This is a genomic window from Kitasatospora sp. NPDC088742, assembly GCF_055584905.1.
The window spans coordinates 1-13,355 of the sequence record NZ_JBVJLD010000055.1 but is presented as its reverse complement, the minus strand read 5'-3'; the positions used below and the strand labels follow the sequence as shown (position 1 = coordinate 13,355).

Genomic DNA, 13,355 nt, shown 5'->3' with positions numbered 1-13,355 from the left:
CAGACGGCAGGGGTACCAAGGCATTTGCCCTCGGTACCCGGGCTGAATCCTGAAGGTGGGCTCCGGCCTGCGCGAACGCGCGCCACGGGGGCGGCCACGGTATTACGCTCACCACCAGGACCGAGGGACGGGTGCGAAGCGGAGGCGGGGCAGTGGTCGAGCAGCAGGGTGGGCCGAGGGACGGGCACTGGCACGGCGGTCACACGCGCCTGCACGAGCGCGAGGAGGAACTCCACACCGCCGAGCAGGCGTTGGACCGCCTCTGCGAGGACTTCGACGCCGGTGGCACCGAGATCGGCGAGCTGCTCGTCTACGCCTCCCCGGCCGGCGTCGGCAAGACCGCGGTGATGGACCAGATCCGCAGGCTGGCCAAGCTGCGCAAGACCTGCACCGTGCTCTCCGGCCGGGGCGGCGAACGGCAGACCAAGGAGCCGTTCCACGTCCTCAAGCAGCTGCTGCTCCCGGTGCTCGGCGGGCTCTCCGAGTCCGAGCGCTCCGAGGTCTTCGGCGGCTGGTACTCCATCGTCGGCCCCGCCATCGGCCTGCTGCCGCCCTCCGGCGAGGTCGAGCAGATGGACCCGCAGGGCGTCCGCGACGGACTCGACTACGTCCTCACCCAACTGGCGCCCCGGCGCGCCCCGCTGGTGATGATGGTGGACGACCTGCACTGGGCCGACCAGGAGTCGCTCACCTGGCTGGCCTCCTTCGCCGCCCGGGCCCGGCTGCTGCCCGTGCTGCTGGTCTTCGCCTACCGCAACGAGTTCGAGGAGAGCCGCGAGCTCCAGCAGCAGATCGAGAGCCAGGCCACCCGCCGGCACGCCCTGCGCCCGCTCAACCCGACCTCGGTCGGCCAGCTGGTCCGGTCCGAACTCGGCCCGGAGACCGAGGACCTGTTCTGCCACGAGGTCTGGGCCGTCACCAAGGGGAACCCGTACGACGTCGCCGTCCTGCTGCGCGAGGTCCGTGACCAGCAGCTCGACCCCTTCGAGGAGAACGTCAAGCAGCTGCGCGACCTGGCCGCCGCGGCCAAGGGCATGACGCTCCAGTACTGGCTGGACAAGCTCGGCACCGGCGTCCTGCGGTTCGCCTGGGCCTGCGCCCTGCTCGGCACCGACATCAAGCAGGACCTGGCCGCCACCATCTGCGCCCAGAGCCCGGCCGAGGCCGAGGAGTCGGTCCGTCAGCTGCGCCGCCAGCACGTGCTGACCACCGGCCCCACCGGCAGGCTCGACTTCGTCCACCCGGTGATCGGCACCTCGATCTACCAGACCATGCCGCCCAGCACCCGCACCGGGATGCACGGCATGGCCGCCACCGCCATCGAGCACTCCGGCGGCTCGCTGCTGGACGCCTCCCGCCACCTGCTGGAGACCCACCCCGAGGGCGACGACGCCATGGTGTCCAAGCTCCGCCAGGCCGCCACCGAGCACCTGGCGATCGGCGCGCCCGAGGCCGCGCTGCGCTGTCTGCAGCGTGCGCTGTACGAGCCGCCGGAGGAGGACGTCCGCGCCCAGGTGCTCTACGAGGCGGGCTGCGCCGCCCTGCTGACGGGCCCTCTGACCACCGTCCACCAGCTCCGCCAGGCCCTCGCGCTGGACCCGGGCCTCAGCCCAGCGCTGCGGGTGGACGCCACCTTCCGGCTCTCCGAGGTGCTGGCCCACGCCGGACAGCTGGTCGAGGCCGCCGAGGTCTGCCGCGCCGAGGCCGAGCACACCGCGCACGGCCCCGGCCGGATGCGGCTGGAGGCGCTGCACTTCATGTGGATCGCCTGGCAGCGCGACGAGGACGACGGCCCGGCCCGCTCCCGCCGGCTCGCCGAGCTGGGCCGCACGGTCAGCGGCCGGGGCGACTCCGACCGCGCCGTCCACACCATGCGGGCCTGGGACCTGACGCTCCGTGGGGAGCCCGCCGGGCGCGCGCTCGACCTGGTCGTCCAGGCGATGGACGGCTACGACCTGCCCGACGGCCTCGGCTGGCGGAACAACACCTGGGGCTTCGAGTTCCCCGCCATCCTCGGCCTGACGTACACCTACACCGACCAGCTCGCCACCGCCGAGCGGCTGTTCGCCGACGCCATCACCGAGTACGAGGTCGCCGGGTGGAGCGGCGGCCACCGGGGCTTCTCCTACTTCCTGATGGGCCTGGTCCGGTTCCGTCGCGGACTCCTCGCCGAGGCCGAGGACTTCCTCCGCCGCGGCCTGCGGCTCTCCGAGCGGATCGCCCCGGACATCCCGCTCCAGTGGGACACCGTCGGCGTGCTGGTCGACACCCTGCTGGCCCGTGGCCGGATCGACGAGGCCTGGGAGCTGGCCCGCAAGTACCACTTCGCGCCGCCGTACCACCCCACCGCCATGGTGCTGCCCGACGCACCGACCCTCTACGGCAAGCTGCTGCTCGCCAAGGGCGACCGTCACGGCGCCGCCCAGGTCTTCCGCATGGTCGGCGAACAGCTGGACCGGCGCGGCTGGCACAACACCGTCTGGGCCCCGTGGACCGGCCACCTCGCCAAGGCCATCGCCCCCGAACGCCCCGACGAGGCAAGGGAACTGGCCGCGGAGGCGGTGGCCCGGGCGGAGAAGTTCGGCACCGCCTCGGCGCGGGGCGCGGCCCTGCGGATGCAGGCCTCGGTCTGGGACGGCCAGTTCGCGGTCGACCGGCTGGAGGAGTCGGTCAACCTGCTCACCCAGTCCCCGGTCAGCTACGAACTCGCCTGCTCGCTGGTCGAGCTCGGCGGCGCCCTGATCCGTACCGGGCGGCTGCACGACGCCGCCGAGTACTGCTACCAGGGCATCGAACTGGCCCAGAACTGCGGCGCGGACGGGCTGGTCGCCCAGGCCCGCCGCGAGCTGGCCCGGGCCGGCCTGCGGCCCAACCGCCTGCGGACCCTCAGCAAGGACTCGCTCAGCCAGAACGAACGCAGCGTCGCCGAGCTCGCCGCCAAAGGAGTACCTCCCCAGCGGATCGCCGAGCAGCTCAACGTGGCCCTGAGCATGGTCCACCGCCGCCTGGCGGCCGTCCACCGCAAGATCGGCACCGGCCCGGAGGGCCTGGCGGAAGCCCTCGGCCTGGAACGCCCCAAGGACTGAACGCACTGGCTTTCGGCAGGGCAGCAACCCCAGGGGCGCGAGGCTCTGCTGATGTGCGGCTCCGCCGCGGGGCGCGAATCGGAAGGCGGCTCACCTGCAACTGAGGCTCCATCAGCCAGTTGCACGTGCTGCCGTTCCCCTGCACGCAGTTCCTCGCGCCCCCCAGGTAGCCTAGGTGCAAACAAACAGAGTCGCACAGGTTCGAACATCGCGAAGGAGTCCCGTCCACATGCCGCAGACCGAGGTGCGCCGCGCGTCGTTCGACAGGTCCGGCGCCGGTGCCGCCATCGAGCGATGGACCCTCCGCAGCGCCACGGTCGAGGCCACTGTCCTCTCGCTCGGGGCGACGCTGCACGGCCTGACCGCCCCCGACCGCACCGGCCGCACCGCCCAACTGCTCCTGGCCTCCGACGACCTGGCCGCCGTGCTCGGTCCGGCCCGCCACTACGGCGCGACCGTAGGCCGGTACGCCAACCGGATCGCCGACAGCCGGATCACCGTCGACGGGGTGGACCACCCCCTCGCCCCGACCGGCAACGGAGTGACCCTGCACGGCGGCCCCGACGGCTTCGCCAACCGCCTCTGGCAGGCCACCGAACTACCGGGCGCCGGCGTCCGCCTGACGCTGCACAGCCGGGACGGTGACCAGGGCTTCCCCGGCGCGCTGGACGTCACCGTGGACTACGTCCTCGACGGCCAGGACCTCACCATCGCCTATCACGCCGTCACCACCCGCCCCACCGTGGTCAACCTGACCAACCACGCCTACTTCAACCTCGCGGGTGAAGGCTCCGGCGACGTCCTCGGCCACCTGCTCACCCTGGAGGCCGACCACTACACCCCGGTGGACGAGCGCCAGATCCCGCTCGGCCCGTTCGAGCCGGTGGCCGGCACGCCGTTCGACTTCACCACGTCCCGCCCGATCGGCAAGGCGATCGGCGAGGTGGGCGGCTACGACCACGACTGGGTGCTCCGCGGCTACGACGGCGGCACCGCGCCGGTCCGGGCCGCGTTCCTGGAGGACCCGGGCAGCGGCCGCACCCTGGAGGTGCTGACCACCGAGCCGGGCATCCAGGTCTACACGGCCAACGGGTTCCACGGAGCGGTGTCCGGCCCGAGCGGGGTGCCGTACGGGCGCTACTCCGGCGTCGCGCTGGAGACCCAGCACCACCCGGACTCCCCGCACCAGCCGTCGTACCCGAGCACCGTGCTGCGCCCGGGCGAGGAGTTCCGCTCCGTCACGGTCTTCCGCCTCGGCACTTCCTGACGGCCGATCGGCGGCCGGCCGACGGCCGACTGTAGGGGCGGTACATCCGTTTCGCCGTATATTGACCGGATGGACGGCGGTACGGAGAGCAGCGGCGAGGTGCACCGGGCGCTGGCCGCGCCGGCCCGCCGCGCGCTGCTGGCGGAGCTGACGGCGGCCGGCGAGCCGCGGGAGGCGCGGCAGCTGGCCGAGGCGGTCGGGCTGCACCTGACCACCGTCCGGCAGCACCTGACCGCCCTGGTACGGGCCGGGCTGGTCGTCGTGCACACCGAACCGGCGGCCGGCCGGGGCCGCCCCAAGCTGCGCTACGCCGCCGCCCCGGAACGCGAACAGCTGGACGCCTACCGCGAGTTGGTCGACATCCTGGCCCTCGGCTACGGCCGCCTCACCCCGGCCCAGGCGGGCCGGGAGTGGGGCGCGGCAGATCCGCCGCCGGACGCCCCGTTGGCCGACCGGGTGATGGCCGCCGCCGAACGCTGGGGCTTCGAGCCCGAACTGGACGACCGTCAGGTCCTGCTCCACGGCTGCCCGTTCGCCCCCAACGCCACCCGCCACCCCGAGGTGATCTGCGCCGTCCACCAGGGCCTGCTCGACGCCCTCGCGCCCGGCATCACCCTGCGGCCGTTCACCGCCCCGGGCCTCTGCACCATCGAGCTGCCCGGGGCGGCGGACTGAACCAGTGCCGGGCACGGCGCTAGCGCGCGGCCAGCCAGAGATCGGGGCCGAACACCTCGTAGTGGACGGCGTCCGCCGGGACGCCGCGCTCCAGCAGCTGCCCGCGGGCCGCCCGCATGAACGGGAGCGGTCCGCAGAGGTAGGCCTGGACGCCGGTGGGCAGTGGGACGGTGGAGAGGTCGACCAGGCCGTCGGTCTCCTCGTACCAGCGGTGCAGCTCGGCCGCGGGCAGGGCGGCGGTGAGGGCGGTGAGCTCCGCGGCGTGGGCGTGCGCGGCGGGGGAGCGGTCACCGTGGACGGCGACCACGCGGCGCTTGGAGCCGGTGCGGACCAGGTGGTCGAGCATGCCGACCATCGGGGTGCAGCCGATCCCGGCGGAGGCGAGCAGCAGCGGGGCGTCCCCGTCCCGGAGCACCAGGTCGCCGAAGGGGTGCGAGACGGAGAGCTCGCCGCCCTCGGCCAACTGCTCGTGAAGCCAGGCGGAGACCTCGCCGTCGCGCTTCACGGTGATCCGCCACTCGTCCCGCCCGGGGGCGGCGGAGAGGCTGTACTGCCGGATCTGCCGCGCGCCGTCCGGGAGGCGGACGCCGACGCTGACGTACTGGCCGGGCAGGAAGGGGCCGACCGGGGCGCCGTCGGTGCGGCGCAGGGTGAAGGAGACCGCCTCCGCGGTCTCGGCCTGCCGCCCGGTGACGGTCATGGACTGCCAGACGTCGCCCGGCTCCAGCCCGGCCTCCTGGTACAACTTGGCTTCCAGGGCGACGAGTTCACCGGCCATCAGCCAGTAGACCTCGTCCCAGGCGGCGGCCACCTCGGGGGTGACGGCCTCGCCGAGCACCTCGACGATGGCGGCGAACAGGTGGGTGTGCACCACCTGGTACTGGGCCTCGGTGACGCCGAGCGAGGCGTGCTTGTGGGCGATCCGGGCCAGCATCGCGCCGGGCCGCACCTCGGGGTGCTCGACCAGCAGGGTGGCGTAGGCGGCGATGGAGCCGGCCAGCGCCTGCTGCTGCTCGCCGCTGGCCTGGTTGCCGCGGTTGAAGAGGTCGCGGAGCAGTTCGGGGTGGGCGGCGAAGAGCTTGGAGTAGAACAGCGGGGTGATCTCACCGATGGCCCCGCCGACGGCGGGCAGGGTGGCGCGGACGGTCTCGGTCGACTGCGGGGAGAGCACGGGTCCTCCTGGATGGGGTGACAGCTGCGTGCTCAATATAAATGGTGTTCATCATTTAAAACGTGGGCCAAAGGTCCCCATCTCCCGCCGACCCGACACCCGCCACCGTCCGGCAACGCAGAGGACACGCGGACGTAACGATCCCCGGTTCTTGCAGAAACTTGCTGCAAGACCTTTCGACGCCGCTCGCATCGCTGTTACGTTCCTCCCAGCCCGACGGCCACGAGCAACGGCGCAGTCGGCAACGGGACAGCCATTATGCGCCGTCCCCCTCCACTTCGGGCACCCCCACCTTTCCCCAAGGAGTTCTCATGCGGCGTGGCATCGCGGCCTCTGCCCTCGTTGCGGCCCTCGCGGTCACCATGGCGGCCTGTGGCAGCAGCGGCTCCGGTTCGGACGACAAGGCCGCTTCCGGCCCGGTCACCATCACCTACTGGGACACCTCCAACGCCACCAACGAGGCGCCGAACTACGAGGCCCTGGTCAAGAAGTTCGAGGCCGCCAACCCGAACATCAAGGTCAAGTTCGAGAACGTCCCGTTCGAGCAGGCACAGAACAAGCTGCAGACCGCGATGGGCGCCACCGGCGCCCCGGACGCCTTCCGCGCCGAGGTCGGCTGGACCTCCGCCTTCGCCAAGGCCGGTTACCTGGAGCCGCTGGACGGCACCCCGGCCCTCACCGACAAGGCCGCCTTCCAGCCCAGCCTGATCCAGCAGGCCACCTTCGAGGGCAAGGTCTACGGCGCCCCGCTGGTCACCGACACCCTGGGCCTGCTCTACAACAAGGACCTGTTCGCCAAGGCCGGCATCACCAAGGCGCCCGCCACCTGGGACGAGCTGAAGACCGCCGCCGCCCAGGTCAAGGAGAAGACCGGCGCCGACGGCTTCTTCCAGCGCGCGGCCGACGGCTACTACGCGATGCCCTACCTGCTGGGCGAGGGCACCGACACGGTGGACGCCAAGGGCAAGAAGATCACCGTGAACTCGCCCGAGGCGGCCAAGGCGGTCGAGACCTACAAGTCGATGTTCACCGCGCCGGGCACCGTGAAGGCCGACGTCACCACCGACTCCTACGCGCACATGATGGACGCCTTCAACAGCGGCAAGGTCGCGGCGATCATCCAGGGCCCGTGGGAGGTCACCAACATCTACAAGGGCTCCGCCTTCGCCGACAAGAAGAACCTCGGCATCGCGGCCGTCCCGGCCGGCTCGGCCGGCAAGGCCGGCGCCCCGACCGGCGGCCACAACGTCTCGGTCTACGCCGGTTCGGACAAGGCCCACAAGGAGGCCGCCGCCAAGCTGGCCGGCTTCCTGACCTCCGCCGAGAGCCAGTCCTTCCTCGCGCAGAAGAACTCCACCCTGCCGACCCGCGCCGACGCCTACACCGCCGACGTCAAGGCCGACCCGGGCATCGCCGGCTTCCAGGCGATCCTGACCGCCGCCCAGCCGCGCCCCGAACTGCCGGAGTACTCCTCGCTGTTCGCCTCCCTCGGCACCAACCTGGGCAAGGTCGTCCAGGGCCAGTCCGAGACCAAGGCCGGCCTGGACGCCACCGCCGTGGACTACGCCAAGCTGCTCCCCGGCTTCGCCAAGTAAGACCCACCGTCCGGGTCACCCACCTGACGGAGGTGACCCGGACGGTTGCTCCCCCAAGCCCCAGCTCTCCTGAGAAGGTGTCAACTCATGGCAGTCGCCGTGCAGGACGCGCCCACCGAGGACGGACGGCGAGCCCGTCCCGGCCTGGTGGCCCGCGTCAAGCTCTCGTACAGCAAGTACTGGTACGCGTACGCGATGGTCGCGCCGGTCGTCATCGTCCTCGGGGTGCTGGTCGGCTACCCGTTGGTGCAGGGCCTCTACCTGACCCTCACCGACGCCAACAGCCTCAACTCCGCCCGCACCATCGGCGTCAAGCACATCCCGGCGACCTACGAGTTCATCGGGCTGCACAACTACGCCGACGTGCTCTGGGGCCCCGGCTCCTACGACCGCTTCTGGTCGCACTTCGTCTGGACCATCGCCTGGACGGTCATCTGCGTCACCGTCACCTACGCGACCGGTCTGGCGTTGGCCATGCTGATGAACCAGCACCTGCGCGGCCGCAGCCTCTACCGGCTGATGCTGATCCTGCCGTGGGCGGTGCCCACCTTCGTGACCGTCTTCTCCTGGCGCCTGATGCTGGCCGACGGGGGAGTGATCAACGGCCTGCTCGGCAGCGTCGGACTGCCCGAACCCTCGTGGCTCTCCGACCCGTTGGCGCAGAAGGCGGCCGCCATCGGCGTCAACACCTGGGTCGGCGTGCCGTTCATGATGGTCTCGCTGCTCGGCGGCCTGCAGTCGATCCCCGGCGAGCTGTACGAGGCCGCCGAGATGGACGGCGCCACGCCCTGGCAGCGGTTCCGCCACATCACCCTGCCGGGCCTGCGCAGCGTCTCCTCCACGGTGGTGCTGCTCGGCGTGATCTGGACCTTCAACCAGTTCACCGTCATCTTCCTGCTGTTCGGCAACGGAGCGCCGGACGCGCAGATCCTGGTCACCTGGGCCTACCGGCTCGGCTTCGGCCAACAGCCGCGCGACTACGCCCAGTCGGCCACCTACGGCGTGCTGCTGCTCTCCATCCTGATCGTCTTCACCAGCTTCTACCGCCGCTGGCTGGCCCGGAACGAGGAGTCGTCCCGATGACCGCGACCCCGACCGCGACTCCGACCGCGACCCCGAAGAAGGCCCGCCGCCGCGGCGAGTCCTCCCCGCTGGTGCGGGTGCTCTCGCACGCCGCCCTGGTGCTGGCCAGCCTGATCGCGCTGTTCCCGGTGCTCTACATCGGCTTCATCTCGCTCGGCCCCGACAAGATGGACTACCTGCACCCCGGGCAGATCCTCTCCAAGGTGACCTTCTCGAACTACACCAAGGTGCTGTTCGACACCGACTTCGGCACCTGGTTCCTCAACTCGGTGATCGTGGCCGGCGGTACCACCGTCTTCGGCGTGCTGGTCGCCGCCACCACCGGCTACGCGGTCTCCCGGATGCGCTTCGCCGGACACCGCCAGCTGATGTGGACCCTGCTGGTGACCCAGATGTTCCCTATTGCGGTCCTCATTGTGCCGATGTACACCATCCTCTCCGAGCTGAAGCTGCTGGACGGCTACCTTGGCCTGATCATGGTCTACTCCGCCACCACCGTCCCCTACTGCGCCTGGCTGCTGAAGGGCTACTTCGACACCATCCCGGTCGAGATCGACGAGGCCGGGCGGGTGGACGGGCTGAGCCCCTTCGGCACCTTCTGGCGCCTGGTCATCCCGCTGGCCCGGCCGGGCCTGGCGGTCGCCGCCTTCTACTCCTTCCTCACCGCCTGGGCCGAGGTGGCCTTCGCCTCCACCTTCATGCTCAGCTCCGGCAAGTACACGCTGGCCGTGGGCCTGCAGACCTTCATCAGCCAGTACGAGAGCCAGTGGAACCTGATGGCCGCCACCTCGGTGCTGATCGCCCTCCCCGCAGCTCTGGTCTTCTACCTGGTACAGCGTCACCTCGTGACCGGTCTGACCGCCGGCGCCGCGAAGTCCTGACGGCCTGACGTACCGTCAAAACTGCCCCCGCACCTGCCTGTTGCCGCGAACCGGCCGACCCCGACCGGGCGGCCGGGCCGCCACCGAGTCCCCAAGGGATGACTGTCCATGACCCAGAACCTGGCCGACACCTCCCGGCCCGCCGCCGAGACCGTCGCCGCAGCCGCCGACTCCTCCGCCGCGAACGGTGCGGCCGGCAGAGACTGGTGGCGGGACGCGGTCATCTACCAGGTGTACCCCCGCAGCTTCGCCGACTCCAACGGCGACGGCATGGGTGACCTGCCGGGCGTGCGCAGCCGGCTCCCGTACCTGCGGGACCTCGGGGTGGACGCGGTCTGGCTCTCCCCCTTCTACGCATCCCCGCAGGCCGACGCCGGCTACGACGTGGCCGACTACCGCGCGGTGGACCCGATGTTCGGCACCCTGCTGGACGCCGACGGCCTGATCCGGGACGCCCACGAGCTGGGCCTGCGGATCATCGTGGACCTGGTCCCCAACCACTCCTCGGACCAGCACGAGTGGTTCCAGCGCGCGCTGCGCGAGGGCCCCGCCTCCCCGCTGCGCGACCGCTACCACTTCAAGCCGGGCAAGGGCGAGGACGGCGAACTGCCGCCCAACGACTGGGAGTCCATCTTCGGCGGCCCGGCCTGGACCCGCACGACCGACCCCGACGGCACCCCCGGCGACTGGTACCTGCACCTGTTCGCCCCCGAGCAGCCGGACTTCAACTGGGAGAACCCGGCGGTCGCCGACGAGTTCCGCTCCATCCTGCGGTTCTGGCTGGACATGGGCGTGGACGGCTTCCGGATCGACGTCGCGCACGGCATGGTGAAGGCCCCCGGCCTGCCCGACCTCGGTGCCCACGACCAGCTGAAGCTGCTCGGCAACGACGTGATGCCGTTCTTCGACCAGGACGGCGTGCACGCCATCTACCGCGCCTGGCGCAAGATCCTGGACGAGTACCCGGGGCAGCGGATCGGCGTCGCCGAGGCCTGGACCCCGACCGTCCAGCGCACCGCCAACTACGTCCGCCCGGACGAGCTGCACCAGGCCTTCAACTTCCAGTACCTGGGCACCTCCTGGGACGCCGCCGAGCTGCGCGAGGTGATCGACCTCTCGCTGGACTCGATGCGCCCGGTGAACGCCCCCACCACCTGGGTGCTCTCCAACCACGACGTCACCCGGCACGCCACCCGCTTCGCCAACGAGCCGGGCCTGGGCACCCAGATCCGCACCCCCGGCGACCGCGAGCTGGGCCTGCGCCGGGCCCGCGCCGCCACCCTGCTGATGCTCGCCCTGCCCGGCTCGGCCTACGTCTACCAGGGCGAGGAGCTCGGCCTGCCCGACGTCACCGACCTGCCCGACGAGGTCCGCCAGGACCCCTCCTTCTTCCGCGCCGAGGGCCAGGACGGCTTCCGTGACGGCTGCCGGGTGCCGATCCCGTGGTCCGGCACCGAGGCCCCCTACGGCTTCGGCCCGACCGCCGGCGGCCCCAGCTGGCTTCCGCAGCCCGACAGTTGGGCCGGGCTCAGCGTCGAGGTCCAGAGCGGCGACCCGACCTCCACCCTGGAGCTCTACCGCTCCGCCCTGACGATCCGTCGGTCCCACCCGGACCTGGGCGCGGGCGAGGCGGTGGAGTGGCTGGAGACCGGCGAGCACCTGCTCTCCTTCCGCCGCGGCTCCTTCCTCTGCACCGTGAACACCGGCTCCGAGCCGGTCCGGATCGCCGCCCCGGGCCGTATCCTGCTCTCCTCCACCGAGGCCGTCGCGGTGGAGGGCGAGACGGTCCTCCCGGCGGACAGCACCATCTGGTGGGCGGTCTGACATGGTTGCAATAGGCTCTGGGATCGTGACTACGGCGCGACTCTCGGACATCGCGGCGCAGGCGGGGGTCAGCGAGGCCACCGTCAGCCGCGTCCTCAACGGCAAGGCGGGTGTCTCCGCGACGACCCGTCAGACGGTGCTGGCCGCACTCGACGTGCTCGGCTACGAGCGGCCCACCCGGCTGCGCCAGCGCAGCGCCGGACTGATCGGCCTGATCACCCCGGAGCTGAGCAACCCCATCTTCCCGGCGCTGGCCCAGGTGATCGAGCAGGTGCTCAGCCGGCACGGCTTCACGCCGGTGCTCTGCACCCAGACCCCCGGCGGCTCCACCGAGGACGAGCTGGTGGAGATGCTGGTCGACCGGGGCGTGGCGGGCATCGTCTTCGTCTCCGGCCTGCACGCGGACTCCACCGCCGACCACGACCGGTACGCCAAGCTGACCGGCCGCCAGGTCCCGTTCGTGCTGATCAACGGCTACAGCGAGAAGATCGCCGCGCCGTTCATCTCGCCGGACGACCGGGCCGCGATGTGGATGGCCGTCCAGCACCTGGTCGAACTCGGCCACGAGAAGATCGGTCTGGCGGTCGGTCAGCGCCGCTACGTCCCGGTGCTGCGCAAGATCGAGGGCTTCACCGCCGCGGTCGGCGAGTACCTCGGCCTCGCCCCGGCCGAGGCCGCCGAGTACGTCCACCACACGCTGTTCAGCGTCGAGGGCGGGCACGCCGCGGCCAACGCCCTGCTGGACAAGGGCTGCACCGCGATCGTCTGCGGCAGCGACCTGATGGCACTGGGCGCGATCCGCGCCGTCCGCCAGCGCGGGATGGGTGTGCCGAAGGACGTCTCGGTGGTCGGCTTCGACGACTCGCCGCTGATCGCCTTCACCGAGCCGCCGCTCACCACCATCCGCCAGCCGGTCGAGTCGATGGCCACCGCCGCGGTCGACGCCCTGCTGGAAGAGGTCAACGGCAGCGGCAGCCAGCGGGGCGAGTTCATGTTCCAGCCCGAGCTGGTGATGCGCGGCTCCACCGGCCCGCGCCAGCACGGCCGGTAGGAGTCACGCGGCAACCGGAGGCCCGGGTGCGCTCGTCCGAGCGCCCCGGGCCTCTGCCATGCCCGGAGCCCTGTCGGTAACTTTGGTTTCCGATCCGGGGTCTGTGAACTATGGTTGTCGCATGACGATGCCTGAGATCACGCCGGACGAACAGGTGGAACTGGCCCGGGCGCTGTACGAGGCGCTCAACCCGCTTGCCGCGGCGGTCCGTTCCCGGCAGACCGGGCTGCCGCCCGAGCGGATGTGGGACGCCGACCCGGCGGAGGTGGCGCTCTCCGTGCTCACCGCGTGGAAGGCGGTGGACCTGGAGGTGAGGCGGCTCACCGCAGCCGCGGCGGCGACGGCCGGCTCCTACGGCGCGAACTACGAGCAGCTCGGCGCGGCCTGGGGCATCACCCGCCAGGGCGCCCGGAAGAAGTGGCCGGAGGCCGTCCCCCGGCCGTCCGTCGCGGGCCCACGCGGACTCGAACTCTTCGGTGGGACGGCCGAGTTGACCCAGGGCCAGGACGGCACCTGGGGTTGGCGGGGGACGGGCGCCGACGGGGTGGTCGGCCAGGGCGCCGGTGGCCCGGGCGTGGAGGAGGCCGCGGCCCACGCCGGGGTGTTCCTGCGCGAGCACGCCCGCTCCTAGGGCCTGTTTCGAAAGTGCTGGTCACAGCCACTCGTTGATGGCTGCGACCAGCACGGTCGCTTCGTAGCGGACGGCGAGTTTGTCGAATCTC

10 protein-coding genes are annotated in these 13,355 nt (G+C 71.5%); 9 read left to right on the top strand and 1 reads right to left on the bottom strand.

Features of this window, described 5'->3' with window-relative positions; genetic code table 11:
- Positions 1 to 152 precede the first annotated feature (152 nt).
- From ACZ6ZR_RS32220 to ACZ6ZR_RS32210, 3 genes are all read left to right on the top strand, one after another.
- Positions 153 to 3,086, top strand: a complete 2,934-nt coding sequence (locus ACZ6ZR_RS32220) for an ATP-binding protein (RefSeq protein WP_465648431.1) — start codon at positions 153 to 155, stop codon at positions 3,084 to 3,086.
- A gap of 229 nt (positions 3,087 to 3,315) precedes the next feature.
- Positions 3,316 to 4,353, top strand: a complete 1,038-nt coding sequence (locus ACZ6ZR_RS32215; protein ID WP_465648429.1) for an aldose epimerase family protein — start codon at positions 3,316 to 3,318, stop codon at positions 4,351 to 4,353.
- A 69-nt stretch (positions 4,354 to 4,422) separates the two neighbouring features.
- A complete protein-coding gene (locus tag ACZ6ZR_RS32210) occupies positions 4,423 to 5,028 on the top strand; it encodes a helix-turn-helix transcriptional regulator (RefSeq protein ID WP_465648427.1) in 606 nt (201 codons plus the stop codon).
- Positions 5,029 to 5,047: 19 nt separating this feature from the next.
- Here the strand turns inward: ACZ6ZR_RS32210 and ACZ6ZR_RS32205 are convergent, their stop codons facing one another.
- The gene (locus tag ACZ6ZR_RS32205) at positions 5,048 to 6,199 is read right to left on the bottom strand and encodes a globin domain-containing protein (protein WP_465648425.1); all 1,152 of its coding nucleotides are present in this window, start codon (positions 6,197 to 6,199) and stop codon (positions 5,048 to 5,050) included.
- A 311-nt stretch (positions 6,200 to 6,510) separates the two neighbouring features.
- Between ACZ6ZR_RS32205 and ACZ6ZR_RS32200 the strand changes: the two genes are divergently transcribed.
- From ACZ6ZR_RS32200 to ACZ6ZR_RS32175, 6 genes are all read left to right on the top strand, one after another.
- Entirely contained in the window at positions 6,511 to 7,794 is a 1,284-nt protein-coding gene (locus ACZ6ZR_RS32200; protein WP_465648423.1) for an extracellular solute-binding protein, read from the top strand.
- An 87-nt stretch (positions 7,795 to 7,881) separates the two neighbouring features.
- Positions 7,882 to 8,877 (top strand): carbohydrate ABC transporter permease, encoded by a 996-nt coding sequence (locus ACZ6ZR_RS32195; protein WP_465648419.1) that lies wholly within the window; start codon positions 7,882 to 7,884, stop codon positions 8,875 to 8,877.
- Entirely contained in the window at positions 8,874 to 9,758 is an 885-nt protein-coding gene (locus ACZ6ZR_RS32190) for a sugar ABC transporter permease (protein ID WP_465648417.1), read from the top strand. The genes ACZ6ZR_RS32195 and ACZ6ZR_RS32190 overlap by 4 nt, the downstream gene beginning before the upstream one ends.
- A gap of 108 nt (positions 9,759 to 9,866) precedes the next feature.
- Positions 9,867 to 11,582, top strand: a complete 1,716-nt coding sequence (locus ACZ6ZR_RS32185) for a glycoside hydrolase family 13 protein (RefSeq protein WP_465648415.1) — start codon at positions 9,867 to 9,869, stop codon at positions 11,580 to 11,582.
- A 1-nt stretch (position 11,583) separates the two neighbouring features.
- Positions 11,584 to 12,633 (top strand): LacI family DNA-binding transcriptional regulator, encoded by a 1,050-nt coding sequence (locus ACZ6ZR_RS32180; RefSeq protein WP_465648413.1) that lies wholly within the window; start codon positions 11,584 to 11,586, stop codon positions 12,631 to 12,633.
- Positions 12,634 to 12,754: 121 nt separating this feature from the next.
- Positions 12,755 to 13,264 (top strand): hypothetical protein, encoded by a 510-nt coding sequence (locus ACZ6ZR_RS32175; protein ID WP_465648412.1) that lies wholly within the window; start codon positions 12,755 to 12,757, stop codon positions 13,262 to 13,264.
- Positions 13,265 to 13,355 lie beyond the last annotated feature (91 nt).